Source organism: Pseudomonas sp. R15(2017) (assembly GCF_002112685.1).
Classification (GTDB): Bacteria; Pseudomonadota; Gammaproteobacteria; order Pseudomonadales; family Pseudomonadaceae; genus Aquipseudomonas; species Aquipseudomonas glycinae.
In genome coordinates, this window is sequence record NZ_NEII01000002.1 from 504,402 (window position 1) to 530,139 (window position 25,738).

General features: G+C 61.1%; 24 protein-coding genes. 15 read left to right on the forward strand and 9 right to left on the reverse strand.

Translation table 11 applies throughout. From position 1 onward, the window contains the following. Positions 1–7: 7 nt before the first annotated feature. Both CAF77_RS05765 and CAF77_RS05770 read right to left on the reverse strand, forming a co-directional pair. Positions 8–1,672 carry an AMP-binding protein gene (locus tag CAF77_RS05765; protein WP_064381485.1) on the reverse strand — a complete coding sequence of 555 codons (1,665 nt, stop codon included), beginning with the start codon at positions 1,670–1,672 and terminating at the stop codon, positions 8–10. Between the two features lie 299 nt (positions 1,673–1,971). Then, complete coding sequence (locus CAF77_RS05770) at positions 1,972–2,988, reverse strand: AraC family transcriptional regulator (protein WP_064381483.1); 1,017 nt, start codon at positions 2,986–2,988, stop codon at positions 1,972–1,974. A 179-nt stretch (positions 2,989–3,167) separates the two neighbouring features. Here CAF77_RS05770 and efeU point away from each other — a divergent pair, with 179 nt between their 5' ends. The 4 genes from efeU to efeO (CAF77_RS05790) are packed head-to-tail and all read left to right on the forward strand — an operon-like array spanning position 3,168 to position 7,377. After that, positions 3,168–4,007, forward strand: a complete 840-nt coding sequence (gene efeU, locus CAF77_RS05775) for an iron uptake transporter permease EfeU (RefSeq protein ID WP_064381482.1) — start codon at positions 3,168–3,170, stop codon at positions 4,005–4,007. Between the two features lie 8 nt (positions 4,008–4,015). After that, positions 4,016–5,215, forward strand: a complete 1,200-nt coding sequence (efeO, locus tag CAF77_RS05780; RefSeq protein WP_064381480.1) for an iron uptake system protein EfeO — start codon at positions 4,016–4,018, stop codon at positions 5,213–5,215. A gap of 17 nt (positions 5,216–5,232) precedes the next feature. Next, positions 5,233–6,531, forward strand: a complete 1,299-nt coding sequence (efeB, locus tag CAF77_RS05785; RefSeq protein WP_064381479.1) for an iron uptake transporter deferrochelatase/peroxidase subunit — start codon at positions 5,233–5,235, stop codon at positions 6,529–6,531. Positions 6,532–6,552: 21 nt separating this feature from the next. After that, complete coding sequence (gene efeO / locus CAF77_RS05790) at positions 6,553–7,377, forward strand: iron uptake system protein EfeO (protein WP_064381478.1); 825 nt, start codon at positions 6,553–6,555, stop codon at positions 7,375–7,377. Between the two features lie 63 nt (positions 7,378–7,440). On the opposite strand, the gene pssA is transcribed toward efeO (CAF77_RS05790), so the two are convergent. Then, complete coding sequence (gene pssA, locus CAF77_RS05795) at positions 7,441–8,784, reverse strand: CDP-diacylglycerol--serine O-phosphatidyltransferase (protein ID WP_064381477.1); 1,344 nt, start codon at positions 8,782–8,784, stop codon at positions 7,441–7,443. A gap of 271 nt (positions 8,785–9,055) precedes the next feature. Here pssA and CAF77_RS05800 point away from each other — a divergent pair, with 271 nt between their 5' ends. Both CAF77_RS05800 and CAF77_RS05805 read left to right on the forward strand, forming a co-directional pair. Continuing rightward, positions 9,056–9,622: a TetR/AcrR family transcriptional regulator gene (locus CAF77_RS05800; protein ID WP_085654166.1), complete on the forward strand. Its 567-nt coding sequence runs from the start codon at positions 9,056–9,058 to the stop codon at positions 9,620–9,622. Between the two features lie 53 nt (positions 9,623–9,675). Continuing rightward, positions 9,676–10,155 carry a nuclear transport factor 2 family protein gene (locus CAF77_RS05805; protein WP_039768666.1) on the forward strand — a complete coding sequence of 160 codons (480 nt, stop codon included), beginning with the start codon at positions 9,676–9,678 and terminating at the stop codon, positions 10,153–10,155. 122 nt (positions 10,156–10,277) lie between these two features. Here the strand turns inward: CAF77_RS05805 and sfnG are convergent, their stop codons facing one another. Next, on the reverse strand, positions 10,278–11,372 hold the full coding sequence (gene sfnG / locus CAF77_RS05810) for a dimethylsulfone monooxygenase SfnG (RefSeq protein ID WP_064381473.1): 1,095 nt from the start codon (positions 11,370–11,372) through the stop codon (positions 10,278–10,280). Between the two features lie 274 nt (positions 11,373–11,646). On the opposite strand from sfnG, the gene CAF77_RS05815 reads away from it, so the two are divergent. Then, a complete protein-coding gene (locus tag CAF77_RS05815) occupies positions 11,647–12,426 on the forward strand; it encodes a TSUP family transporter (RefSeq protein ID WP_011334290.1) in 780 nt (259 codons plus the stop codon). Here the strand turns inward: CAF77_RS05815 and nudC are convergent. The 3 genes from nudC to CAF77_RS05830 all read right to left on the reverse strand — a co-directional run bounded on the left by nudC (position 12,394) and on the right by CAF77_RS05830 (position 14,899). Then, entirely contained in the window at positions 12,394–13,224 is an 831-nt protein-coding gene (nudC, locus tag CAF77_RS05820; protein ID WP_064381471.1) for an NAD(+) diphosphatase, read from the reverse strand. The genes CAF77_RS05815 and nudC overlap by 33 nt on opposite strands. 6 nt (positions 13,225–13,230) lie before the next feature. Then, on the reverse strand, positions 13,231–14,043 hold the full coding sequence (locus tag CAF77_RS05825; protein WP_011334292.1) for a crotonase/enoyl-CoA hydratase family protein: 813 nt from the start codon (positions 14,041–14,043) through the stop codon (positions 13,231–13,233). Between the two features lie 82 nt (positions 14,044–14,125). Continuing rightward, positions 14,126–14,899, reverse strand: coding sequence for a class I SAM-dependent methyltransferase (locus CAF77_RS05830; RefSeq protein WP_064381468.1), 774 nt, complete (start codon positions 14,897–14,899; stop codon positions 14,126–14,128). 158 nt (positions 14,900–15,057) lie between these two features. Between CAF77_RS05830 and CAF77_RS05835 the strand changes: the two genes are divergently transcribed. The 4 genes from CAF77_RS05835 to pncA all read left to right on the forward strand — a co-directional run bounded on the left by CAF77_RS05835 (position 15,058) and on the right by pncA (position 17,571). Continuing rightward, positions 15,058–15,591 (forward strand): tetratricopeptide repeat protein, encoded by a 534-nt coding sequence (locus CAF77_RS05835; RefSeq protein ID WP_011334294.1) that lies wholly within the window; start codon positions 15,058–15,060, stop codon positions 15,589–15,591. A 62-nt stretch (positions 15,592–15,653) separates the two neighbouring features. Continuing rightward, on the forward strand, positions 15,654–16,139 hold the full coding sequence (locus CAF77_RS05840) for a sigma-70 family RNA polymerase sigma factor (protein ID WP_139831562.1): 486 nt from the start codon (positions 15,654–15,656) through the stop codon (positions 16,137–16,139). Beyond that, complete coding sequence (locus tag CAF77_RS05845; RefSeq protein WP_064381466.1) at positions 16,136–16,894, forward strand: anti-sigma factor; 759 nt, start codon at positions 16,136–16,138, stop codon at positions 16,892–16,894. Before CAF77_RS05840 ends, CAF77_RS05845 begins: the two co-directional genes overlap by 4 nt. Before the next feature lie 50 nt (positions 16,895–16,944). Beyond that, entirely contained in the window at positions 16,945–17,571 is a 627-nt protein-coding gene (gene pncA / locus CAF77_RS05850; RefSeq protein WP_064381465.1) for a bifunctional nicotinamidase/pyrazinamidase, read from the forward strand. A 122-nt stretch (positions 17,572–17,693) separates the two neighbouring features. On the opposite strand, the gene CAF77_RS05855 is transcribed toward pncA, so the two are convergent. Continuing rightward, a complete protein-coding gene (locus CAF77_RS05855; RefSeq protein WP_064381464.1) occupies positions 17,694–18,995 on the reverse strand; it encodes an ATP-binding protein in 1,302 nt (433 codons plus the stop codon). 4 nt (positions 18,996–18,999) lie between these two features. Then, entirely contained in the window at positions 19,000–19,701 is a 702-nt protein-coding gene (locus tag CAF77_RS05860) for a response regulator transcription factor (RefSeq protein WP_007960391.1), read from the reverse strand. 304 nt (positions 19,702–20,005) lie between these two features. On the opposite strand from CAF77_RS05860, the gene CAF77_RS05865 reads away from it, so the two are divergent. From CAF77_RS05865 to CAF77_RS05880, 4 genes are all read left to right on the forward strand, one after another. Next, positions 20,006–21,163 (forward strand): efflux RND transporter periplasmic adaptor subunit, encoded by a 1,158-nt coding sequence (locus CAF77_RS05865; protein ID WP_011334302.1) that lies wholly within the window; start codon positions 20,006–20,008, stop codon positions 21,161–21,163. A gap of 15 nt (positions 21,164–21,178) precedes the next feature. Next, complete coding sequence (locus tag CAF77_RS05870) at positions 21,179–24,277, forward strand: efflux RND transporter permease subunit (RefSeq protein ID WP_064381462.1); 3,099 nt, start codon at positions 21,179–21,181, stop codon at positions 24,275–24,277. 78 nt (positions 24,278–24,355) lie between these two features. Further along, on the forward strand, positions 24,356–24,997 hold the full coding sequence (locus CAF77_RS05875) for a DUF1345 domain-containing protein (protein ID WP_064381461.1): 642 nt from the start codon (positions 24,356–24,358) through the stop codon (positions 24,995–24,997). A gap of 216 nt (positions 24,998–25,213) precedes the next feature. Continuing rightward, entirely contained in the window at positions 25,214–25,711 is a 498-nt protein-coding gene (locus CAF77_RS05880) for a hypothetical protein (RefSeq protein WP_064381459.1), read from the forward strand. Positions 25,712–25,738: the final 27 nt, after the last annotated feature.

Below are 25,738 nucleotides of genomic sequence, written 5' to 3' on the forward strand. Positions count from 1 at the left end.
TCCTGATTCAAGCTGAAACGTTGTGCGCCGCGGCCTCTTGAGCCTTGGCGATTTCCTGGTTGCGCAAGATAAAGCGCTGCAATTTGCCGCTTAGGGTTTTCGGCAACTCGCTGACAAATTCGATTTCACGGGGGTACGAGTGCGCGGCCAGACGCTTGCGCACGTGTTGGCGCAATTCTTCGGCCAGCGCTGGTTCGGCGCGGTATTGCGGGTTGAGCACGACAAAGGCTTTGACCAGTTCGGTGCGCTCCGGATCGGGTTTGCCAACCACCGCCGCCTCGACCACGGCCGGGTGTTCGATCAGTGCGCTTTCCACGTCGAACGGGCCGACGCGATAGCCGGAAGTGGTGATCACGTCATCGCTGCGGCCGACGAAGCTGATGCTGCCGTCCGGGTTCCACTCGACGGTGTCGCCGCTCAGGTAGTAATTGCCGACGAAGGCCTTGGTCGGCACGCCTTCATAGCCGGCGAACCAGCACATCGGCGACTGTGTGCGGTCGATGGCGAGGATGCCGGGCTGGCCGACGCCGAGTTCGTTGTTTTGCTCGTCAAGCACCACGATACGATGGCCCGGCGAGGCGAAACCGGCAGCGCCGAGGTGGATCGGGTGTTCGAGGCCGTGGTGATTGCACAGGACCATGCCCAGTTCGGTCTGGCCGTAGTGGTCGTGAATGACCACGCCGAGGTTATCGGCGAACCAGCGGATCACTTCCGGGTTCAACGGCTCGCCGGCGCTGCTGACGATGCGCAGCTTGCCCTTGATCGACTTGGCGAACTCGTCGCCGCCGGCAATCAGCAGGCGATACGCGGTGGGCGAACCGGTGAGGTTGGTGATGCCGTACTTGTTGATCACCCGGCAGGTGCTTTCGAGGGTGAACGGGCCATCGTAGAACGTGATCGGATGGCCCATCGACAACGGGCCGGTGACGCCGAAATAGATGCCGTAGGCCCAGCCCGGATCGGCAACGTTCCAGAACGCATCTTCCGGGCGCAGGTCCACGGCGTCACGGGTGTAACTCTGGAACGCGACGATGGCCTTGAGCGGCACCGACAGCGCCTTCGACGGGCCGGTAGTACCCGAGGTGAACATCAGCAGGAACGGGTCTTCGCCGGTCAGCATCAGCGGTTCGCAGACATTTGAATGATTGGGCAGCTCGGCCCAGAAACTGAAATCGCCACGAACGATGCCCTGGCCTTTCGGACCGCCAACGGTGACCAGCGTCGGACAGTCGGCGACTTCGCTGAGTTTTGATCGGTTGGCGGCGTCGGTGACCACGACTTTGGCGCCGGAGCTGTTCAGGCGATGCTCGAGGGCTTTGGGGCCGAACGCGGTGAACAGCGGTTGATATACCGCGCCGATGCGCCAGGTGGCGAACACGGTGATCAGCAGTTCGATGTTGCGCGGCAGCAGACCGGCGACCTTGTCGCCCTTCTGCACGCCCTGGGCGAGAAGGAAATTGGCGAAACGCGCGGCTTTGTCCTGCAGGTCGCTGAAGGTGTACGTCGCACTGGCGCCATCGCGGCCTTCCCAGAACAGCGCAATGCGCCCCGGCAGCGCGTGTCGGTCACAACATTCGACGCAGGCGTTGAGCGCCTCGAGCGTGCCGCTGAGTGCGGCGTCCACGGTGTGCTGATAATCAAACTGTGCGGTGGCAGACAAGTAATCGCGCATTGCCAGAATCCCTCTGTTCTTATTAGGTTGGGGAACCGTAAACAACAGAGGAATACTCGCGCCGCACGCCGCCTGCGGCAATGGTCAAAGCCCTCAAAGTGGATGACTGGTTTGGCCAAGGTTCCGGACTTTGATCGCTCCCACGCCGTGCCGCGATGATCGTTCCCACGCTCTGCGTGGGAATGCCTCAAGGGACGCTCCGCGTTCCAGCTCTGGAAGGGACGCGGAGCGTCCCGGGCTGCATTCCCACGCAGAGCGTGGGAACGAGAGTTGGCGGTGGGCGGTGAGTCTGTGGTGGATCAGACCGCTTCGTTGAGAATCAAGCTGCGGTAATGCCCCGGATTGGTCCCCGACCACTTGCGAAACGCCTTGTAGAACGAACTCGCATCGGCAAACCCCAGCCGCGTGGCGATCTCGGCAAAACTGATCGAAGGCTCGGCCAGCCAGGTGATCGCCAGCTCCTTGCGCACGCTGTCCTTCAAGCCCTGATAAGTCTGCCCTTCCTCGGCCAGTCGCCGACGCAGGGTCGAGGCCGACATGCACAACTGCTGGGCCAGCGCGTCGGTTTCCGGCCACTTATCTGCGGATAATTGCCTCAGATCCTGCTTGATCCGGCTCGCAAGGCTTTCCGGGTCGCGGTACTTCACCAGAATGTTGGCCGGGGCATGGGCCAGAAAGCGCTTCAATTCCTCGGCGCTGCGCTTGATCGGCAGATCCAGCACGTCAGCGGCGAAGATCATCCGCGTGCGCGGCCGGTCGAAGCGCAGGTTTTCCGAGAACATCACCCGATAGTCATCGCAAAAATCCGGCGCCGGGCAGCGCAGCTCGATGGCCAGGATCGGAATTCGCCGCCCCGCCAGCCAGCACGCCACGCCGTGGACGATCATCCAGTAGGTGAAATAGGTGAAAGCGCGGCGCGGTTCCGGGTCGTCTTCCAGCAAAACGATCTCCGCCAGACTCTGCTGATGCACCAGTTGCGCCGGCAGGCGCTCGAGCATCAACGACAGGAAACTCAACCCCGTGCTCAGCCCGGCCGCCAGGTTCGGCTGGGCCATGGCGCTGCGGCAGAGGAATTCCAGGCTGCCGGATTTCAGCTTGCGCGGGTCCATGCCAAAGAATTCGTCATCGCCGCGCCTGGCCAAAAGGCGCCATAACCGCGCGTACTGGCTGGCCGGCACACGGGCGTCATCGGTGGCCAGCAACGCCGGATCGATCCCGACCTTGCTCAAGACTTCGTCCGTGGCCACGCCCGGAGCACAACTTTGCAGCAGTGCTTCGCGCACCAGTTGAATGGCGATGGTGTCTTTTTCCGACATGGAACGCGCGCAATCCTGTTGTTGTTCGAGTGGCGGGCATCTTAGCGCAGCTGACTCGGTGGCGTGGATGTTCAGACTCGTTCAGCTCCGGTTCAGCTAAATGTCAATGAATGCCATGTGAGAATGACTTTCATTATGTTACAACTTGTAACCTCATTTCGTTACACAGTGATCGCCGAATGCTCGTTCCCTTTTTGATCATGTTGCGCGAAGGCATCGAAGCCGCGCTGATCGTTGGCATCATCGCCAGCTACCTGCAACAGACCGGCCGTGGCCAGTGGATGCCGGCGGTGTGGATCGGGGTTTTTCTCGCCGCCGCGCTGGCATTGCTGGTCGGCGGTGGCCTGGAACTGGTCAGCGCCGAATTCCCGCAAAAGCAGCAGGAACTGTTCGAAGGCGTGGTCGGGCTGGTGGCCGTGGGCATTCTCAGTTCAATGGTGTTCTGGATGCGCAAGGTGGCGCGTTCGATCAAGCATTCACTGCAAGCCTCCCTCGATCATGCGCTGACCGCGTCGAAGCATCAGGTCATCGCGCTGATTGCCATGGTGTTTTTCGCCGTCGCCCGGGAAGGTCTGGAAACCGTGTTCTTCCTGCTCGCCGTGTTCCAGCAGAGCGAAGGCCCGGCCGCGCCGATCGGCGCCCTGCTCGGCCTGATTCTGGCGGTGATCGTCGGCTTCCTGATCTACAGCGGCAGCATGCGCCTGAACCTGTCGGCGTTCTTCCGCTGGACCGGGCTGTTCATCCTCGTGGTCGCCGCCGGGATTCTCGCCAACTCGGTGCAGGCCCTGCATGAAGCCGGGGTGTGGAACCACCTGCAAACCGTGCTCTTCGACTTCAGCGCGACGCTGCCGATGGATGGCCCGCTGGGCTCGGTGCTGGCCGGCATGTTCGGTTATCAGGATGCACCGACCGTCAGCACCCTCGGCGCGTACCTGATTTATCTGCTGGTGGCGCTGGTCATGTTCTTCATGCCAGCACCCAAACCCGCTGCCCAATCGTCTTCCGTTTCCAGCCAATAAGGGCCTTCATGTCAAAGCCTAATACTCCTCAGGCCTCGCCTCCCCGCGCCTTGCGCTGGGCGGTGGCCGGTTCGGTGGTCGTGATGATCGCCGCCGGCGGCCTGTTCTACTACGCCTCGAAAATGGCCGCCGCCAAACGTCAGCACAACCGTGACGAAGTGGTGGTCAACATCCATCCGCACAGTTGCGAGCCGAACGCCCTCACCGTTCCGGCCGGCCGCGCCAGCTTCCGCATCGTCAACCGCTCCGACCGGGCAGTGGAATGGGAAATTCTCGACGGAGTGCTGGTGATCGAAGAGCGCGAGAACATCGCGCCGGGCCTGAGCCAGGTGATCAACGCCAACCTGCAACCCGGCGACTACGCCATCACCTGTGGCCTGCTGAGCAACCCGCGCGGCACCCTGCACGTGACGCCGACCGCCGCCTCGGATGCCGCCGCCAAGGCCAAGCCGTCGATGGTTGCCTTCGTCGGGCCGCTGTCGGAGTTCCGCGTCTACCTGGCCAGCCAGGGCAGCGCGCTGATCAAAGCCGTGACGGCGCTCAATCAAGCCATCGATAGCGGCGATCTGGCCCAGGCCCAGGCGTTGTATTTGCCGGCCCGCGCCGCGTATCAGCGTCTGGCCCCGGCCGCACAACGCCTGGCCGAGCTGGACAACAGCATCAACGCCCGCGCCGATTACTTCGAAAAACGCGAGCAGGATCCGGCCTTCGTCGGTTTCCACCGTCTCGAATACGCGCTGTTCCAGCAACGCAAACTCGACGGGCTGACACCGATTGCCCAAGGCTTGCTCGACAACGTCACCACGCTGAAACAACAACTGCTGGCCCAGTCGCTGCCGCCGGAGCAACTGGTGGAAATCGTCGTGCGCAACCTCAACACCCTCGCCGACGTGCGCGCCGCCAGCGGCGAAGAGGAACGCTACAGTCACAGTGATCTCAACGGCTTCGCGGCCAATCAGGAAACCGCGCGCAAAGTCGTCGAACTGCTGCGCCCGCTGCTGAGCAAATCCGCCGCCGACCTGCTGCCGAAAATCGACGGTGCGCTGACTGATTTCGATACCACGCTGAACGGTTTCAAGGTCAAGGACGGCTACACCAGTTACGACACCGTCAACGGTGAGCAACGCAAGCAGATCGCCGACAAGGCCAAGGCCCTGGCCGACGCCCTCGACGCCATTGACCCCGCCCTCGGCCTCTCCGGCCTGTAAGCAGAAGACGACTACCGATGAACGATTCCGAACACTTCAACCTGCAACGTCGCCGCGTACTGATGGGCATGGGCGCCGCCGGCGTCGCACTGGCCGGTACTGCCCTGAGCTGCCCGGCGATGGCCGCCGCGCCTGCGCAAGTCACCGAAGCGCCGAGCAGCGACAAGACCCAGGATCACCACGATTTCCATGGCGTGCACCAGACTGGCATCGTCACCCCGCGTCCGGCGGCCGGCATGCTGGTGTCGTTCGATGTGCTGGCCAGCGACCGTGAAGATCTGGAGCGTCTGTTCCGCACCCTCAACGAGCGCATCGCATTCCTGATGAAGGGCGGCCCGGTGGCGCAGATCGATCAGAAGTTGCCGCCACCGGATTCCGGCATCCTCGGCCCGGTGGTGACACCGGACAACCTGACCATCACCGTGTCTGTCGGCGAATCCTTGTTCGACGAGCGCTTCGGCCTCGCCGCCGCCAAACCCAAGCGTCTGGTGCGCATGGTCGGTTTCCCCAACGATGCGCTGGAAGCCGATTGCTGCCACGGCGATTTGAGCCTGCAGTTCTGCTCCAACACCGCCGACACCAACATCCACGCCCTGCGCGACATCGTGAAAAACCTGCCGGACCTGCTGCTGGTGCGCTGGAAGCAGGAAGGCAGCGTGCCGCCGCAAGCCCCGGCCAAGCCCGGCGTGCCGGCGCAATCGGCGCGTAATTTCCTGGGTTTTCGCGACGGTTCGGCCAACCCGGATTCCAACGACGGCAAGGCCATGGATCGCATTGTCTGGGTGCAACCGGGCAGCGACGAACCGGCCTGGGCGGCCCATGGCAGTTATCAGGCGGTGCGGATCATCCGCAACTTTGTCGAACGCTGGGACCGCACGCCGTTGCAGGAACAGGAAAGCATCATCGGCCGGGTGAAAACCACCGGCGCGCCGATGGGCGCCAGCCATGAAACCGAAGCCCCGGATTACAGCAAGGACCCGGAAGGCAAGCTGACCAAGCTCGACGCGCACATTCGCCTGGCCAATCCGCGCACCGCCGCGAGCCAGGCCAACCTGATCCTGCGCCGGCCGTTCAACTACTCCAACGGCGTGAACAAGAACGGCCAGCTCGACATGGGCCTGCTGTTCATCTGTTACCAGGCGGATCTGGAAAAAGGTTTCATCACCGTGCAGACCCGCCTAAACGGCGAACCGCTGGAGGAATACCTCAAGCCGGTCGGCGGCGGTTACTTCTTCACCCTGCCGGGTGTCACGGGCGACAAGGACTTCATCGGTCGTTCGCTGCTCGACGCTACTCAACCAAAAACAACTGCATAGCATTCAACAGGAGCCGCCCCCATGAAAAAGACGCCACTCGCGTTATTGCTGACCTTAGGTTTGCTCAACACCTCGCTGTCGGCGTTCGCCGCGACCGCGCCACTGGATCTGGTGGGGCCGGTGTCGGACTACAAGATTTACGTCACCGAACAACTGGATGAATTGGCCAGCCACACGCAGCAGTTCACCGACGCGGTGAAAAAAGGCGACCTGGCCACCGCGCAAAAGCTCTACGCGCCAACCCGCGTTTTTTATGAGTCGATCGAGCCGATCGCCGAGCTGTTCAGTGACCTCGACGCGTCCATCGACTCCCGCGTCGACGACCACGAGCAAGGCGTGAAAGCCGAAGACTTCACCGGTTTCCACCGCATCGAATACTCGCTGTTCTCGGAAAAGAGCACCAAGGATCTCGACGCCCTGGCCGATGGCCTGAACAAGGACGTGAAAGACCTGCAGACCCGCGTCGCCGGCCTGACCTTCCCGCCGGAGAAAGTCGTCGGCGGCGCGGCTGCGCTGCTCGAAGAAGTCGCCGCGACCAAGATCTCCGGTGAAGAGGATCGTTACAGCCACACCGACCTGTACGACTTCCAGGGCAACATCGACGGCGCGAAGAAAATCGTCGACCTGTTCCGTCCGCAGATCGAGAAACAGGACAAGGCCTTCGTCGCCAAAGTCGACAAGAACTTCGCGACCGTGGACAAGATCCTGGCCAAGTACAAGACCAGGGACGGTGGTTTCGAGACTTACGACAAGGTGAAGGACAACGACCGCAAGGCGCTGGTCGGCCCGGTTAATACCCTGGCGGAAGACCTGTCGACACTGCGTGGCAAGCTCGGTCTGAACTGAGTCCGCGCATAAAAAAATCCCCCGGACGCGTGCTGCGTTCGGGGGATTTTTTGTGGACCGGTTTTAAAGAATGCGATAGAGCAACCGCTCGACCCGCACCCGGCTCACGCGCTTGAGGAACTTGGCCACGCCCGCCGGGTAATCCGGCAGGGCTTCAAGATCCTGGAAACGTGCGATCCGCGTGGTGTGTTCGAAGATGTTTTCCAGCTCCACGCGGCGCGGTTCAAGCCACTCGCCTTTCGGGTCATCGATCAGCAAGGCGTTTTCCAGATCGAGACGGAACGCCCGCGGATTGAGGTTGTTGCCGGTCAGCAGCGTGTAGCGCTGGTCGATCCACATACCCTTGAGGTGATAGCTGTTGTCGCCTTCACGCCACAGGTGCAGGTTCAACTGGCCGCTGTCGATGTTGCGCTGATGCCGCTTGGCGAAGCGGCGCAGGCTGATCTCGTACAGATACGGCAGCGCGGCGATCACCTTGAACGGCTCGCTCGGCGGGATGTAGAAGTCGTTGGCGGTCTTGTCGCCGACCACGATGTCGATCTTCACGCCACGCGCCAGCGCCCGGTTGATCTCGCGGATCACCCCCAGCGGCAGGTTGAAGTACGGCGTACAGATGGTCAGTTGCTTCTGCGCGCTGGCGATCAGTTCCAGAATCACCCGGTTCAGCGGGTTGTTCTTGCCCACGCCGAGCAACGGACTGACCGACAGGCCGGTATGCGCCGCGCTGCCGGCACTGGTGTCGTACGCCGCATATTTGAGACGGCTGCGCAGGTCGCCGATGTCGTTACGCAGGCTGCGGGTGGTTGGCAGGTTCGGCAGATCGAGGCGATGCACCGCTTTGGATTCGATCAGGCCGTGCTTGACCAGATGGTGCATCGAATCCGCCAGTTCGCGGCTCTGCAACACGTGATAACGGTCGAAACGGTACTTGTCGAACTTGTGCAGGTAGACGTTGTTCAGGCTGGCACCGCTGTAGACCACGCAATCGTCGATCACGAAGCCTTTGAGGTGCAGCACGCCGAACAGCTCGCGGGTCTGCACCGGCACGCCGTAAACCGGCACCACGCTCTGGTGGGTGCGGGTCATTTCCTGATACCACGCCGAGTTGCCCGGCTGCTTGCCGGCCCCGATCAAGCCGCGCTGGGCCCGCAGCCAGTCAACGACCACCGCGATTTCAAGCTCGGGCCGCTTGAGTTTGGCGGCGTGCAAGGCATCGAGAATTTCCTGGCCGGCTTCGTCGTTTTGCAGATAAAGCGCGACGAGGTAGATGCGCTGGGTCGCCTGGGCGATTTTCTCCAGCAGGCAACGGCGGAAATCGGCGGCACCGGGCAGGATCGTCACGGCCTCGGCGGTCAGCGGAAAGCTGCGCAGTTTGGGCAGCAGAGAGCGTTTGAAAAGCAACGGCATAGGGCTCGCAATGGGTCGAATCCGAAGAACCCGAGAGCTTACACCATCAACTCCTTTGGGTCTTCCCGCCTGATTGATCGTTCCCACGCTCCTTTAATGATCGTTCCCATGCTCTGCGTGGGAATGCCTAAAGGGACGCTCCGCGTTCCAGCTCTGGAAGGGACGCGGAGCGTCCCGGGCTGCATTCCCACGCAGAGCATGGGAACGATCAAGTGAGCGATCATAAAATAACTGCTTGACCAAGGAGAACGATCGTTCTACTGTTCGCCACATGAACGAAATCACACGCAACGACACGACCCGAGACATCATTCTGGATGTCACCGAAAAGTTGATCTACAAAAGTGGCATCGCGGCCACCGGCATGGATCTTCTGGTGAAAACCGCCGGTGTTTCCAGAAAGAGTATCTACCGCTACTTCGCCAACAAGGAGGAGTTGACCGTCGCCGCCCTGCAACGCCGCGACGTGCGCTGGATGCACTGGTACAGAAGCGCCGTCGATCAGGCCGAAACCCCGGCCGACCGCCTGCTCAACCTGTTTACCGTGCTCAAGGGCTGGTTCGCTTCGGAAGGCTTCCGGGGCTGTGCCTTCATCAATACCAGTGGCGAGACCGGCGATCCCGAGGATCCGGTTCGCAGGGTCGCCAAAGACCACAAACAGAAACTGCTCGACTACCTGTGCGAGCTGTGTACCGAACATGGTGCCGAGGACCCGCAACTGCTGGCCAAACAGCTGCTGATCCTGATTGACGGTGCCATTACCATAGCGCTTGTGATGGGTGATCACAGTGCCGCCGATAATGCGCAATGCATGGCGCGAAAGTTATTGGACCTGTAACGCCTTAATAAGCCTGACACGTTGTTTAACTGTTAATAGATCGGGAGACAAACATGTCTACTGCAGCCGAAGTTCGTCCGCCATTGCCACCGTTCAACCGTGAATCCGCCATTGAAAAAGTTCGTCTGGCCGAGGATGGCTGGAACTCCCGCGACCCGGAGCGCGTGTCGCTGGCCTACACCCTGGACACCAAATGGCGTAACCGCGCCGAATTCGCCAACAATCGCGAAGAAGCCAAAGGTTTCCTGACCCGCAAATGGGCCAAGGAACTGGACTACCGCCTGATCAAGGAACTCTGGGCCTACTCCGACACCCGCATCGCCGTGCGCTACGCCTATGAATGGCACGACGACTCGGGCAACTGGTTCCGTTCATACGGCAATGAGAACTGGGAATTTGATGACAACGGTCTGATGTTCCAGCGTTATGCCTGCATCAACGACATGCCGATCAAGGAAAGCGAACGCAAGTTCCACTGGCCACTGGGCCGGCGCCCGGATGATCATCCGGGGTTGTCGGAACTGGGTCTGTAACTTGAAATCGACCTGATCCCTGTGGGAGCTGGCTTGCTGGCGATAGCAATTGAACATTCAACACCTGAGTTGACTGACAGACCACTATCGCTGGCAAGCCAGCTCCCACAGTTTTTTGGTGTTCAGGCGACTTCAGCGGTTTGTACCGATTGCGCTTTGGCTTCCAGTTCCCTCACCAAAGGCAACACCCGCTGGCCGAAATACTCCACCTCTTCCTGAAAATGCAGGAACCCCGCCAAGACCAGATCAACCCCCACCGCTTTCAATGCGACGATCCTCTCGGCAATCTGCTGCGGCGTACCGATCAGGTTGGTCTTGAAGCCGTCGTTGTACTGCACCAGGTCTTCAAAGGTCGATTTGGCCCAGTTGCCCTCACCTTCCGGCGACGCCCTGCCCGCCTGTTTCGCCGCATCACCGAAGGCATTCACCGCTTCCGGGTCAGCCTGATCGATGATTTGCGCCAGCACCGCTTTGGCTTCTTCCTCGGTATCTCGGGCGATCACAAAAGCATTCACCCCGATTTTTACTGAATGATGGTTTGCCGCCGCTTTGGCGCGAATGTCGTCGACCTGCGCCTTGATGCCCTCGACGCTGTTGCCGTTGGTGAAATACCAGTCCGACACCCGTGCCGCCATGTCCCGCGCGGCCCGGGAGCTGCCGCCCTGAAAGATTTCCGGGCGGCCCAGCGGTTTCGGTTTGAGGCTGTAGTTGTCGAAGCGATAGAAATCGCCACGGAAGGTGAAGTTGTCCTGACTCCAGATCCCTCGCAATGAACGGATGAACTCCTCCGAACGACGATAGCGCTCGTCGTGCTCCAGCCAATGCTCGCCAATGGCCTGGAATTCGCCCTTGAACCAGCCGCTGACGATATTCACCGCAATCCGGCCGTTGGTGAGTTGATCGATGGTCGCCAACTGCTTGGCCGCCAGCGCCGGTTGCCACGGCCCGGGCAGAATGGCGGCGATGACTTTGAGCTTGCTGGTGGCCGCGAGCAGCGCATGGCTGAAAGCAACCGATTCATGCTGGAACTCGGCGCCGTAACCGGCGGTGAAGCGGATTTGCGTCAGGGCGTATTCGAAACCCGCCGCTTCGGCCAGTTGCGCCAGCTTGCGGTTGTAGTCGATGCCCCAGTCGGTGCGCTGCTCGATCTTGCTGACCACCAGCCCACCGCTGACGTTCGGCACCCAGTAGGCAAATTTAACGGCTTGCTGACTCATTGGCGTGTCCTCGGGACAGTTGATGAAGATGAGTGAGCTAGAGCAGCAAGCGTGCCAGCGACAGGAGGCCCGGTTTTATTGGGGATGCAGGCAATCGGCATGCATGGTGGGAGGGTGATTTGTTGGGTGCCTGTTCGGTGGGCAACAGTTGAACAGTCGGGGAAAGGACTTGCCAGCGATGAGGCCATATGGGTCGCCGCAACACCTGGAAATGAGTAACATGACTGCCCTCCCCGCAGCCCAGCTCTGCGCCCTGCCGAAATAAGCCGATTCCATGCCTTTCGAACTCAGCGTTGACCTCACCACCCTGGCCGTTCTGGCCCTTGTCGCTTTCATTGCCGGATTCATCGACGCCATCGCCGGCGGTGGCGGTCTGTTGACCACGCCTGCGCTGCTCACGGCCGGTTTGCCGCCACACCTTGTGTTGGGCACCAACAAGCTGAGTTCGACCTTCGGTTCGGCCACCGCCAGTTTCACCTTCTACCGACGCAAGCTGTTCCATCCCAAGCAGTGGATGCACGCCATCGTCGGCACGCTGGTCGGTGCGCTGACCGGCGCCATCGTCGCCCATTACCTGCCCGCCGAATGGCTGAACAAGATGCTGCCGGTGATCGTCTTCGCCTGTGGCCTATACCTGTTGTTTGGCGGCACGCCGAAAGCGCCGCTGGACAGCGACGCACCGATCAAAAAGAAGTGGCAATCGACCCAGGGCTTCAGCCTCGGTTTCTACGACGGCGTGGCCGGTCCCGGCACTGGTGCGTTCTGGACCGTCAGCAGTCTGCTGCTGTACCCGATCGATCTGGTCAAGGCCAGCGGCGTGGCGCGCAGCATGAACTTCGTCAGCAACATTGCGGCGCTGTCGGTGTTCGTGTTTTCCGGGCAAGTGGACTGGATCATCGGCCTGAGCATGGGCCTGTCGGTGATGGTTGGCGCGTTCTTCGGGGCGCGCACCGCGATCAGCGGCGGCGCCAAGTTCATTCGTCCGGTGTTCATCACCGTGGTACTGGGGTTGACCGTGCGTCTAGCCTGGCAACACTGGTTCAGCGTGGCCTAAGCGCCGCGCCACGTAGACGTCGATCAGGTATCGGGCAATCGATTTGGACGCCGGCAACGGCGGCAGATCGTGCACGTTGAACCACTGGGCGTCTTCGATTTCGTCCTCCTGGCAGACAATCTCGCCACCGGCGTATTCGGCATGGAAGCCGAGCATCATCGAGTGCGGGAATGGCCAGCACTGGCTGCCCATGTACTGGATGTTCTTCACCTCGATCTGCACTTCTTCGCGCACTTCGCGGATCAGACAATCCTCGGCCGACTCACCCGGTTCGGCAAACCCGGCCAGCGTGCTGTAGACCCCGGTGACGAAACGCGGTGAGCGCGCCAGCAGCACTTCATCGCCACGGGTCACCAGCACGATCATGCTCGGCGAAATTCGCGGATAACTGCGCAGATCGCAGGGCTGGCAATACATCGCCCGCTCCCGTGGCACCTGGGTCATGGCCTGACCGCAGTTGCCGCAGAACCGGTGCTCACGGGCCCAGGTCCCGATTTGCGCCGCGTAACCCAGCACTTTGTAGATCGTGTGATCGCCGTCGAGCATGAACGCCCGAAGGCCTTTCCAGTTGCAGCCCGGCACCTCGCTGGTGCTGTGCAGTTCCAGCAGATACACCGGCTCGCCATCGAGATGACCGATACCGTGCTCGGCCAGGATCGACAAGTCCTGGCGCTTGAGCCATTCCCGGGGGAACAGCGCGCCGTTGTCATCGAACAGGAAACCCTCGGGGCTGCGCGCCACGGCCCAGCCGCCGGGTTGATCGGTGTCCAGTACTGCAGTGGTCCAGCGAGATGTCATGGTTTCTCAATCCAGAAATTCAGGTTTCTGTTTGCTCATATGGGCGGCCATGGCCACGCGCAAATCGTTGGATTGCAGCATGGCGGCGTTCCAGGTGGCAACGTACTCGAGACCGTCGTCAATGCGATGGTCGCGCATGTAGCTGATCATTTCCTTGGTGCCGGTGACCGCGATCGGCGACTTGCCGGCGATGTCCCGGGCAATGTCCATCACGCCTTCGATCAAGCCGTCCTTGTCGCTGTAGACGCGATTGACCAGGCCGATGCTGCGCGCTTCTTCGGCGCCAAAGGTGCGACCGGTGTAAGCCAGTTCACGCAGCATGCCGTCACCGATGATCCGTGGCAACCGTTGCAGGGTGCCGACGTCAGCCGCCATGCCGATGTCGATTTCCTTGATCGAGAATTGCGCGTCTTCGGCGGCGTAGCGCATGTCGCAGGCGGCGATCAGGTCGATAGCGCCGCCCAGGCAATAACCCTGGATCGCCGCGAGTACCGGTTTACGGCAATTGTCGACCGCATTGAACGAGGCTTGCAGGGTCAGGATCTTTTTGCGCAGCAGGCGCGCGTTACGGCCGACGTCCTTGCCCAGCTCATTGGCCACGCCGGCCAGCATCATCAGGTCGATGCCCGAGGAAAAGTGTTTGCCAGCGCCGCTGAGCACCACCACCCGCACTTCGTCGGTGTCGTCGATCCACTGGAACACCTCGACGATTTCACTCCAGAACGCGGCGTTCATCGAATTGATCTTTTCCGGACGATTGATCTGCACATGGGCGATGTTGTCGGCCAGTTCGACGCTGAAGGCGGTGTATTGAGTCATGGCAGAAATCCTTTACCGGGCTGAAAATGAGGCCCGAACTATAACAAGGCATCAGCACGGCGGTTCGGCCAAATGCGGGACTCTAGCCGTTCTTCACCGCGACGAAGGCGGCGGTCTCATAGGGCACTGTCACCACCTCCCTGCCCCGCAGTTGCGGCTCGCCGGCAATCAGTTGAGTAATCTGCTCGTCGATCTTCGCGCGCTGTTGATCGCTCAACGCGGCAATGAAACTGGTGGAGCGTACCCGGTTGAAAATCACATCTTCCGGCGAGCCTGTATGACCATGCTGAAAGTGCTGCGCCTGCAATGGCCCGAAACCCGGATGGGGAAAGGCCTTGCGCCACTCGCCGGTGTAGAAGCGCGGTGTATCGCCTTCCAGCGCATTGACGATGGCGTCCAGCTTGGGCACCCAGTCGATCCGGGTGTCGCGCAGGTTCCAGATCAGGCCCAGCTTGCCGCCCGGTTTGAGGACCCGAGCGATTTCATCCAGCGCCTCGCGACTGGCAAACCAGTGAAAGGCCTGCGCGCAGACCACGGCATCCACCGAGGCATCGGGCAACAGCAGATCCGTTGCCGTACCGCTGACGGCCAGCACCTGCGGCCAGGCCAGCGACAGTTTTTCCAGCATCTGCGCCACCGGTTCCACGGCGATTACCTGGGCGCCGGTCGTCACCAGCCGTCCGGTGAACTTGCCGGTGCCGGCGCCGAGGTCGATAACGGTCTTGTGGCCATCGAGGCCCAGTGTGCCTGTCAGCCAATCGCTGACCGCCGGCGGATAGTCGGGCCGGCCTTTGACGTAGGTGTCGGCAGCGGTCTTGTAGCCGCTGGCGGCCGAGTGGTGAACCTGATCTTTCATGGCCAAACTCCCATGGTAGAACTGCAGATCAACGACGAACGATGACCAGCATAGCGCCGGAAAAAGGGCTTTCCTTTAACAAAGCCTGACAAAGCAATGAATAAATGTTCACCCTGTGGTGTTCAAAGTGAAACATGACCCCCTGTGGAGCCTTGCCCATGACTATCCGTTCCGTTATGTTCGCCGCCCCGTTGCTGGTGGCCGCGATGTTGTCCAGCCCTTTGGCCCTGGCCCACGGCGATGAAGACGAGCCGGTGCAGAAACCCAACTGCCCGAAAGGCCAGGTGTTCGACACCAAGACGCAGAAGTGCGTGATGCAGACCAGCCATCTGGTGCCCGACGCCGACCGGACCGACTACGCCTACCGTCTGGCCAAGGCCGGCCGTTATGAAGAAGCCCTGGCCCTGCTCGATACGCTGGAGCAACCGAACACCGCCAAGGCTCTCAACTATCGCGGTTACGCCACACGCAAACTGGGGCGCACCGACGAAGGCATCGGTTATTACCTGCAATCGGTGAAGCTTGATCCGCAGTACGCGCAGGTCCGCGAATACCTGGGCGAGGCTTACGTCATCAAGGGCCGCGTCGATCTGGCGCAGGAACAGCTGCAGCACATCCAGAAGATCTGCGGCACGACCTGCGAGGAATACCGGGACCTGGCCGAAGCCATCAACGATTCATCGAAAACCTGACACGACACGCGGAGGCGAACATTTTCAGCGATCAGGCCTTCAGAGCCGAACTCGGGCAACACCTGGCGCGCCTGTGGCGTTACGGCTTGCTGCTGTCGCGCAATCGGCACGTGGCCGAGGATCTGGTGCAAGCCACCTGCGTGCGGGCGCTGGAGCGTTCGGGGCAGTATGTGGCCGGCACACGCATGGATCGCTGGCTGCTGAGCATTCTGCATTCGATCTGGCTCAACGAAGTGCGCGCCCGCCGGGTGCGCCAGGGCCAGGGCGTGGCGGACGCCGACAGCCAGCTGACGTTCGATGGCGAATACGCCGCGCAGACCCACGTGATGGCGGCGCAGGTGATCCGCCGGGTCGATGCGTTGCCGGAAACCCAACGCGAAACGGTTTATCTGGCTTACGTCGAGGGGCTGTCCTACCGCGAAGTTGCCGAGATCCTGCAAGTGCCGATCGGCACAGTCATGAGCCGGCTGGCCACCGCGCGCCTGAAACTGGCCGAATACCCGCCGCTGCAAGCGGTACCGAAGAGCCCCGCAGGAGATCGGCAATGAATGCGCCTTCCGACGAGCAACTGGTGGCGTATCTGGACGATGAACTGGACCGCGAACAGCGCAGCCAGCTCGACAGCCTCATCGCCGACGATCCGCTGCTGAGTTTGCGGGTGCAATGGCTGAGCCGCAGCAACCTGCCGTTCAAGGCTGCCTACGACGAACTGGCGCAACAGGCGCCGCTCGATCGCTTGCAGGCCCGGCTCGATGCCGCGCCGTCACCGCAGAAACCCGGTTTCAGCCGGCGCTGGTTCATCGGCGCAGCGGCAGCGGGCGTGGCGCTTGCAGGTGTCGCGACGGACCGCTTGTTCCTGGCCTGGCAAACTCAGCAATCGCACAACTGGCGCGAACGGGTGGGCGATTACATGGCGCTGTATGTGCCGCAGACCCTCGAACATCTGCCCACCGATGAAGCCTCGCAACAGGCGCAGTTGCGAACCGTCGACGCGCGGCTGGGCGTAAACCTGTCGCCGGCGAAACTGAAACTGCCCGGCGCGCAGTTCAAACGCGCGCAATTGCTCGAGTACGACGGAGTGCCCATCGCCCAGATGACCTGGCTCGACGCCACCCACGGCCCGCTGGCGCTTTGCGTCACGCGCACCAACAGCGGCAGCCAGCCGCTGGCCCATGAACGTCGGCACGGGATGAACGTGGTGTACTGGACCGAACGCGAACACGCCTGGATGCTGATCGGCCACCACCCGGCTTCCGAGCTGGAGGACATGGCAAAAATGTTTAAGACCCGGCTGAACGTTTAAAGAATTTTGTCACTATGCTGCTCGGGTGATTTTCCCAGAAGGATGGATTTATGCCGATTTCGCCACGTACAGCCCTGCTGGTCATCGACGTGCAGAACGACTTCATTCCCGGCGGCCAGTTGGCCGTGCCGGAAGGTGATTTGATTGTTCCGTTGATCAACCGGCTCGCCGGGCAGTTCAAGCAAGTGGTCATCGCACAGGACTGGCACCCGGCCGGGCATGCGTCGTTTGCCTCCAGCCACCCAGGCCGCCAGCCCTATGACGTGATTCAACTGCCGTACGGCGAGCAGACGCTGTGGCCGGATCACTGCATTCAGGGTTCACGCGGTGCCGAGTTTCACACGGGACTCGATCTGCCCCACGCGCAATTGATCATCCGCAAGGGCTGCAACCCGGACATCGACAGTTATTCGGCGTTTCTGGAAGCGGATCGCGTCACGACCACGGGCCTGGCCGGTTATCTGAAGGAACGCGGTATCGACACGGTGTACATGGTCGGTCTGGCGCTGGATTTCTGCGTGATGTTCTCCGCACTGGATGCTCGGGCGGCGGGGTTCAATGCGTTTGTGGTGCTGGATGCGTGCCGGGCGATTGATTTGAATGGCTCGCTGGCGACGGCGATCGAGCGGATGCAGGTGGCCGGGGTCGGGTTGATCCAGTCCACTGAGATCCTCTAATTTCCACCCAGCGCACTGATCGTTCCCACGCTCTGCGTGGGAATGCCGCCATGGACGCTCTGCGTCCACTGTGACGCGGAGCGTCACGGTATGCATTCCCACGCGGAGCGTGGGAACGAGCATTACATGGGGGTTGGCAGCCAAAGTCTGAACCGCGCCCCACCCAACGGCGAACCTTCCACCGTCAACGTCCCGCCCTGCGCTTCCAGCGCCCGGCGGCTGATCGCCAGGCCCAGGCCAAACCCGCCGGTCGCCCGATCGCGGCTGCGATCCAGTCGATAGAACGGCTCGAAAATCCGCTCCCGCTCATCTTCCGGAATGCCGATGCCGTCGTCATCCACCCAGATCTCACAACCCTTCGGACAAACCTGCACGCCAATCTGAATGCGCTTTTCGCAGTAGCGCATGGCGTTGCGCAGCAGGTTCTGAATCGCGCGGGCCGTCAGGCGCGGGTCGAGGGAAAAGCGTTCCAGCTGATTGTGCAGCAGCACATCGATGACGATTTCCGGGGATTCCAGTTCTTCATCGACGCTGCCCAGAATGCTGTCGATGAACTCGTCCAGCGACACTTCGACCTGCTCCGGCAACTTCGCCGGATTCTGCAGGCGACTGTAGGACAGCAACTCCAGCACCAATTCATCGAGTTCACGAATATGCGCGACCAACCCTTGCAGGCGCTCGCGGCTGGCTTGCGGCAAGTCGTCGGACAGCGCCAGCGCCAGGCCGAAGTCCAGGCGGGTCAGCGGCGTGCGCAGCTCGTGGGACACGGCGTTGAGCAGATCCCGTTGCTGATTGAGCAGGTTTTCGATATCACCGGCCATGGTGTCGAACACGTGGGCCAGGCTGCCGATATTGGAACTCGGGCCGATTTGCGTGCGCTCGCTCAAATGGCCCTTGCCGAAGCGTTCGGCCGTGCCCTTGAGGCGTTCCAGATCACGCCAGTGCGGACGAAACCAGAGCAACAGGCACGCCAGCAGGCTCGCGCCGATCAGCACGTTGATGCTCCAGTACAACAGACTCACGTCCATCGGATCCGGCGGCACCACCATCTGCACCGCCATTTCGTCGTTCAGCGGCGTGACCGCCAGCGTGCGCCAGCCCCAGTCGCCGACCCGCACCATGTTCTCGCCGCGTCGCAGACGTTCTTTCTCGATGGCGGTGAAGCCGGGGTCATCGATACGGGCAAGCACGATGTGCAGCGGCTGGAAATCCTTGTCCATCGACGCCGCGAGTGCCGGCCACTGATCCTGCGGCACCGCGCGAAACTGCTTGGTGATCAGCGATTGCAGGCCTCGGGAATAGTCGAGGTTGTAAGTGACGAATCGCTGCTTGAACGCCATCACTACCAGATCCGGCACCAGATAGATCGCCGCACTGTAGGAGACGATTGTCACCAGATAGAGGCGAAACAGGATTCTGAACATCGAATCAGCATTCCCACTCGGAACGGCTGAACAGATACCCCTTGCCCCACACGGTCTTGATCTTGCGCGCCTCGCCGGCGTGGTCGTCGAACTTGCGTCGCAGCTTGGAAATCGCCACGTCCACCGAACGGTCAGTGCCGTTGAACTCGATACCGCGCAGGCGTTGCAGGATCTGGTCGCGGCTCAGCACTTCCCCGGCGTGACGAGCCAGCACCACCAGCAGGTTGTATTCGCCGCTGGACAGTTCAACCGGCTGTTCGCGCCAGGTCACCGTGCGCTCCGACAGGTCGATGCACAGGTTGCCCATCAGAATCCGGTCGTTGGCGGTCATCGGCTCACCGAGGCTGCTGCGCCGCAGCAAGGTGCGAACTCGCGCCAGCAAAACCCGTGGCTCGCAGGGTTTGGTCACGTAATCGTCGGCGCCCATTTCCAGGCCCAGCACCTGATCGTGGCTATCGTCGCGGGCGGTGAGCATCAGGATCGGCAGCGTTGCCGAATCGGCGCGCAACAAGCGACAGACCTGCAAACCGTCGAGGCCCGGCAGCATCAGGTCGAGAATCACCAGATCCGGCGGATTGAGCCGCGCCCGTTCGCGCACATGGTCGCCGCGGCCGATCACGCTGACGGAATAGCCGTTGCGCTCCAGGTAGCTCGAAATCAGTTCGGCGAGGGCGGTGTCGTCTTCGACCAGAAGAATGTTGGGCATTGATGATCCAGAAAGTGCTGTGGCGACTGGCAGGGCCTCTTCGCGGGCAAGCCCGCTCCCACAGGTCCAGTGTGAAAACAGATGTTGTGAAAACCAACAATCACTGTGGGAGCGGCGGTGCGACGACTCGACTTACCCGCGAAGACGGCATATCTGTCGCAATAAATATCAAGGCGTAAAGGATATACGCCCTCACTCGTCCCCGAGCAAAACCCTTACACAATTTCACACAGCACCTACAAAGCTTCACCGCTACCCTCTGCGACTGTCCGTAGGATGCGCAGATCAATATTGGGGGTTGTACATGTCGAAGAATCTGCTGGCCGGGCTCGGCCTGATCGCATTGGCGCTGACGCTGAGTGCCTGTGATAAATCCTCCAACGCCGAGGAACAGGCGCCGCCGGCCACCGTGCGGATTGAAACCCTTGAGGCGCGCCCCCTGTCGATCAGCAGCGAACTGAGCGGGCGGATTGCCGCCCCGCGCATCGCCGAAGTCCGCGCTCGGGTGGCCGGGGTCGTGCTGCAACGCACCTATCGCGAAGGCAGCGACGTGAAAAAGGGCGACGTGCTGTTCCGCATCGATCCGGCGCCGTTCAAGGCTGACCTCGACAGCGCCGAAGCCGCCCTGCGCAAGGCCGAGGCCAACGCGTTCCAGGCGAAACTGCAGGAGCAGCGCTACGCCCAGTTGATCGACGACAAGGCCATCAGCGCTCAGGATTACGACAACGCCCGCGCCAATGCCCGGCAGACCGCCGCTGACGTTGCCGCCAACAAGGCAGCCGTCGAGCGCGCGAAGCTGAACCTCGGTTACGCCACCGTCACCGCGCCGATTTCCGGGCGCGTCGGCCGTGCCTTGGTCACCGAAGGTGCGCTGGTCGGCCAGAACGAAACCACGCCCATGGCGCTGATCCAGCAGCTGAACCCGATCCACGCCGACCTGACCCAGTCGACCCGCGAACTCAACGAGTTGCGCCGGGCATTCCGTTCCGGCCAGTTGCAGCAGGTCGGCCAGGATCAGGTCAAAGCCACGCTGATCCAGGACGACGGCAGCCTCTATCCGCTGCCGGGCAAGTTGCTGTTCAGTGACATTACCGTCGATCCGGGCACCGGTCAGATCATCCTGCGCAGCGAGTTCCCCAATCCGGATCTCGATCTGTTGCCGGGCAGCTACGTTCGCGTGCGTCTGGAACAAGGCGTGATCCAGCATGGCCTGACCGTGCCACAACGCGCGGTGCAACGTGACAGCGCCGGTGTGGCGCAGGTCCTGACCGTCGACGACCAGATGCGCGTCGCCCAGCAGCCGGTACAGCTCGGCGCGGTACAGAACGACCGCTGGATCGTCACCGGCGGCCTCAAGGCCGGCGACCGCATTGTCATCGAAGGCCTGCAACACGCCCGTCCGGGCGAAGTGGTGCAGATCGACGACACCCCTCTTCCACTTGCCCAGACCTCTGGTCAGTAAGCAGGACGCTCTTCTATGCCGCAGTTCTTTATCGACCGCCCGGTGTTCGCCTGGGTCGTCGCGCTGTTCATCCTGTTGGCCGGTGCGCTGGCCATCCCGCAATTGCCGGTGGCGCAATACCCCGATGTCGCGCCGCCGCAGATCGAAATCTATGCCGTGTACCCGGGCGCGTCGGCGCAGACCGTCGACGAAAGCGTGGTCAGCCTGATCGAGGAAGAGCTCAACGGCGCCGATCATCTGCTGTATTTCGAATCGCAGAGCAGCCTCGGCAGTGCCACGATCAAAGCCACGTTCCAGCCGGGCACCAACCCGGAACTGGCGCAGGTTGATGTGCAGAATCGCCTGAAGGTAGTCGAGTCACGCCTGCCGCAAGCGGTCAATCAGCAAGGTTTGCAGGTGGAGAAGGTCTCCGCCGGTTTCCTGTTGCTGATCACTTTGACTTCCAGCGACGGAAAGCTCGACGACGTGGCACTCAGCGATTACCTGGCGCGCAACGTGATGAACGAGATCAAGCGCATCGACGGGGTCGGCAAGGCCCAGTTGTACGGCGCCGAGCGGGCGATGCGGATCTGGGTCGATCCGCAGAAGCTGATCGGCTTCAACCTGACACCGGCCGATGTCAATGCCGCCATCGTCGCGCAGAACGCCCAGGTCTCGGCCGGCAGCATCGGCGATCTGCCGAACCCGAGCACTCAGGAAATCACCGCGACGATTCTGGTCAAGGGTCAGCTTTCGACACCGGAAGAGTTCGCCGACATCGTGCTCAAGGCCAACCCGGACGGCTCCACCGTGCGCATCAAGGATGTGGCGCGGGTCGAGATCGGCAGCCAGGAATACCAGTTCGGCACCCGTCTTAACGGCAAGCCGTCCACCGCCGTCGGTGTGCAACTGTCGCCGGGTGCCAACGCCCTCAGCACCGCGACCTTGATCCGGGCGAAGATGGATGAGCTGTCGCGCTACTTCCCGGCCGGCGTGGAATACAAGATTCCTTACGACACGTCGCCATTCGTGAAGGTCTCGATCACCAAAGTGGTCTACACCCTTGGCGAAGCGATGCTGCTGGTATTTGCGGTGATGTTCCTGTTCCTGCAGAACATCCGCTACACCCTGATTCCGACGCTGGTTGTGCCGGTAGCGTTGATGGGTACTTTTGCGACGATGCTGGCGCTGGGCTTCTCGATCAACGTGCTGACCATGTTCGGCATGGTGCTGGCCATCGGCATTCTGGTGGACGACGCCATCGTGGTGGTGGAGAACGTCGAGCGGATCATGGCTACTGAAGGCCTGTCGCCGAAAGAAGCGACGCGTAAGGCGATGACCCAGATCACCGGCGCGATCATCGGCATTACGCTGGTGCTTGTCGCGGTGTTCATTCCGATGGCCTTCATGCAGGGTTCGGTGGGCGTGATTTACCGGCAATTCTCACTGTCGATGGCCACCTCGATCCTGTTCTCGGCGTTTCTCGCCCTGACCTTGACCCCGGCGTTGTGCGCAACGCTGCTCAAGCCGATCGCCAAAGGCGAACACCACGAGAAAACCGGGTTCTTCGGCTGGTTCAATCGCCGCTTCGAGCAGTTGACTGATCGCTATCAGGGCTGGGTCGGCTACGCACTGAAACGCACCGGACGCTATCTGCTGATCTACGTTGTATTGCTGGTGGGTCTGGGTCTGTGCTTCGCGCGGCTGCCCTCCTCGTTTCTACCGGTCGAGGACCAGGGTTACACCATCACCGACATTCAACTGCCACCCGGTGCGAGCAAGAACCGCACGGTGCAGGTGGTCGAGCAGATCGAAGCGCACAACGCCAGCGAACCGGGCGTGGGCGACAGCACCGTGATTCTCGGGTTCAGCTTCTCCGGCAGCGGCCAGAATGCTGCGTTGGCGTTCACCACGCTCAAGGACTGGTCGCAGCGTGGCAGCGACGACTCGGCAAGTTCGATTGCCGACCGCGCCAACATCGCCCTCAGCCAGATCAAGGATGCCGTGGCTTTCGCCGTGCTGCCGCCGCCGGTGGATGGCCTCGGCACGTCCAGCGGCTTCGAGTTCCGCCTGCAGGATCGCGGCGGCCTCGGTCATGCAACCTTGATGGAAGCGCGCACCCAACTGCTCGCCGCCGCCGAGAAAAGCCCAATCCTGATGAACGTGCGTGAAAGTGCCCTGGCTGAAGCCCCCCAAGTGCAGCTGGAAGTGGACCGCAAACAGGCCAATGCGCTGGGAGTTTCGTTCGCAGACGTTGGCAATGCGCTGTCCACCGCCATCGGCTCTTCGTACGTCAACGACTTCCCCAATCAGGGGCGCATGCAACGGGTAGTCGTGCAGGCTGAAGGCGATCGCCGCAGTCAGGTCGATGACCTGCTGAAAATGCACGTGCGCAACGACGCCGGGAAAATGGTGCCGTTGTCGGCGTTCGTCAAAGCCACGTGGACTCAAGGCCCGGCACAATTGACCCGCTACAACGGCTACCCGGCGATTTCGATTTCCGGCGAACCAAAACCCGGTCACAGCACCGGCGAAGCCATGGCGGAAATTGAACGGCTAGTCGCACAAGGCCCGAAAGGTATGGGTCAGGAATGGACCGGTCTGTCGCTGCAGGAACGTTTGTCCGGCAGTCAGGCGCCGATTCTGCTCGGGCTTTCGCTGCTGATCGTGTTCCTGTGTCTGGCTGCGTTGTACGAGAGCTGGTCGATTCCGACATCGGTGTTGCTCGTTGTGCCGCTGGGTGTACTCGGCGCGGTGCTGGCGGTGACCCTGCGCGGAATGCCCAACGACGTGTTCTTCAAGGTCGGCCTGATCACCATCATTGGCCTGTCGGCAAAGAACGCGATTCTGATCATCGAATTTGCCAAGAGCCTGTATGACGAAGGTCATGACCTGATTGACGCCACGCTTCAAGCGGCGCGCCTGCGGTTGCGGCCGATTGTGATGACTTCGCTGGCGTTCATTCTGGGTGTGGTGCCGTTGGCGATTGCCACGGGCGCGAGTTCGGCGAGCCAGCAGGCGATTGGTACCGGGGTGATTGGCGGGATGATTACGGCCACATTGGCGGTAATCTTTGTGCCGGTGTTCTTCGTAGTTGTGATCAAACTTGTACGCAGGATCGCCAAGCCTGATTGATTGACCATTCCCTGCGCGGTGGCCACAGGTCGCCGCGCTGGGCTAAGGTGTCTGAACCACCCTGGCCATTGAGTCCCCATGCGCTTCCTTGCCCGCACCCACCCTCGCCTCTCTGCCGCTGCCCTGTTCGGCCTTGCCGTCGGTCTGCTGGTACCCGCCGATTCCGTCATCAGCAAAATCCTCATAGGCTGGAATGCCGGGGTCTGGACCTATCTGATCCTGATGTTCTGGCTGACAGCCCGCGCGAAAGCACCGGACGTCAGACGCATCGCCGAAGTCGAGGATGAAAATGCCGGGCTGGTGTTGTTCGTGGTGTGTATCGCGGCGCTGGCCAGTCTGGCGGCCATCACGCTGGAACTGGTCGGCAGCAAGGACCTGCAAACTTCCCACAAGCTCCTGCACTACGGCTTTACCGCGTTGACGGTGATCGGCTCATGGTTGCTGATCGGGGTCATTTTCAGCGTCCACTACGCCCGGCTGTTTTATACCTGGGATGGCAAGGAACCGGCGCTGCGTTTTGCCGAGGGCCTGACGACGCCCAACTATTGGGATTTTCTGTACTTCTCGTTCACCATCGGCGTGGCGGTGCAGACGGCGGATGTCGGCGTGGCCACGCGGGAGATCCGCAAGATCGTGCTGGCGCAGTCGTTGATCGGGTTTGTGTTCAACACCGCGATTCTGGGGTTTTCAATCAACATCGCCGCCGGCTTGTTTGGTTGAGTTGCCCAAAACATCAGTGTTTTCGTCGGTTTTGAATGAAAACCTCAGAATGAAAACCGAAATAAAGGAAGTCTAAAAAATCACAAAAATAAACGGCTGTAACCTGTCAACTCTGACAGTTTACAGCCGCATCCTCTTTGAGCTTCCATACAACATCCAGAAGTAGGACCGGTCAGTCTTTGGATGACTCTTACCATTCTGTATGGAGATAAACTCATGAGCTTCGCAGCCCGAGCCTACGCGCCAACGCTTACCGCACAACCGTACTTGTCGGCCACCATCAATGGCGATGCCAATCCAGGCTTCAGACACGTCAAGATCCCGCCATTCAAAGAATTTCGCTCAACCTCTGTGCCTGTACTCGAGTTAAAAGCGTTTCCCGATGGTCTGTTTTACTGGCTCAGAGCCGGGCACACAGAAAATGGAATGACACAGACAATCGAATTTGTCTTTTCCTCGAAGCCCGCGCCAGGAACGGCTTCACTATCCAAGAATATGGACGATGTCCGAGTGACCTATAACTCCAACCCGGTGAACGGTGACCTACACATGGCCGAAAGCGGTACCATCACATTTCAATACGATGAAACCGAAAAAAACCTGACCGCAACGTGGACGGGTTTGTTTGATCATGGCGGTTCAGATGGTGACAATGTGTTTCCGATCTCTGGAGAGTTCCTCGTTATCGTTGACCTCAGCAAGATCCGAAGATAACTCGCCCAACAGCCCATAAAAAAAGGA

Coding starts and splice junctions, on each gene's coding strand:
- CAF77_RS05870 (WP_064381462.1), top strand. CDS start 21,179: ATGCCGCAGTTCTTTATCGACCGCCCGGTGTTCGCCTGGGTCGTCGCG.
- CAF77_RS05875 (WP_064381461.1), top strand. CDS start 24,356: ATGCGCTTCCTTGCCCGCACCCACCCTCGCCTCTCTGCCGCTGCCCTG.
- CAF77_RS05835 (WP_011334294.1), top strand. CDS start 15,058: ATGACTATCCGTTCCGTTATGTTCGCCGCCCCGTTGCTGGTGGCCGCG.
- efeU (WP_064381482.1), top strand. CDS start 3,168: ATGCTCGTTCCCTTTTTGATCATGTTGCGCGAAGGCATCGAAGCCGCG.
- CAF77_RS05860 (WP_007960391.1), bottom strand. CDS start 19,701: ATGCCCAACATTCTTCTGGTCGAAGACGACACCGCCCTCGCCGAACTG.
- pncA (WP_064381465.1), top strand. CDS start 16,945: ATGCCGATTTCGCCACGTACAGCCCTGCTGGTCATCGACGTGCAGAAC.
- CAF77_RS05880 (WP_064381459.1), top strand. CDS start 25,214: ATGAGCTTCGCAGCCCGAGCCTACGCGCCAACGCTTACCGCACAACCG.
- CAF77_RS05845 (WP_064381466.1), top strand. CDS start 16,136: ATGAATGCGCCTTCCGACGAGCAACTGGTGGCGTATCTGGACGATGAA.
- CAF77_RS05825 (WP_011334292.1), bottom strand. CDS start 14,043: ATGACTCAATACACCGCCTTCAGCGTCGAACTGGCCGACAACATCGCC.
- CAF77_RS05815 (WP_011334290.1), top strand. CDS start 11,647: ATGCCTTTCGAACTCAGCGTTGACCTCACCACCCTGGCCGTTCTGGCC.
- efeO (WP_064381478.1), top strand. CDS start 6,553: ATGAAAAAGACGCCACTCGCGTTATTGCTGACCTTAGGTTTGCTCAAC.
- efeO (WP_064381480.1), top strand. CDS start 4,016: ATGTCAAAGCCTAATACTCCTCAGGCCTCGCCTCCCCGCGCCTTGCGC.
- CAF77_RS05770 (WP_064381483.1), bottom strand. CDS start 2,988: ATGTCGGAAAAAGACACCATCGCCATTCAACTGGTGCGCGAAGCACTG.
- CAF77_RS05855 (WP_064381464.1), bottom strand. CDS start 18,995: ATGTTCAGAATCCTGTTTCGCCTCTATCTGGTGACAATCGTCTCCTAC.
- nudC (WP_064381471.1), bottom strand. CDS start 13,224: ATGACATCTCGCTGGACCACTGCAGTACTGGACACCGATCAACCCGGC.
- CAF77_RS05830 (WP_064381468.1), bottom strand. CDS start 14,899: ATGAAAGATCAGGTTCACCACTCGGCCGCCAGCGGCTACAAGACCGCT.
- efeB (WP_064381479.1), top strand. CDS start 5,233: ATGAACGATTCCGAACACTTCAACCTGCAACGTCGCCGCGTACTGATG.
- CAF77_RS05800 (WP_085654166.1), top strand. CDS start 9,056: ATGAACGAAATCACACGCAACGACACGACCCGAGACATCATTCTGGAT.
- CAF77_RS05765 (WP_064381485.1), bottom strand. CDS start 1,672: ATGCGCGATTACTTGTCTGCCACCGCACAGTTTGATTATCAGCACACC.
- CAF77_RS05805 (WP_039768666.1), top strand. CDS start 9,676: ATGTCTACTGCAGCCGAAGTTCGTCCGCCATTGCCACCGTTCAACCGT.
- sfnG (WP_064381473.1), bottom strand. CDS start 11,372: ATGAGTCAGCAAGCCGTTAAATTTGCCTACTGGGTGCCGAACGTCAGC.
- pssA (WP_064381477.1), bottom strand. CDS start 8,784: ATGCCGTTGCTTTTCAAACGCTCTCTGCTGCCCAAACTGCGCAGCTTT.
- CAF77_RS05865 (WP_011334302.1), top strand. CDS start 20,006: ATGTCGAAGAATCTGCTGGCCGGGCTCGGCCTGATCGCATTGGCGCTG.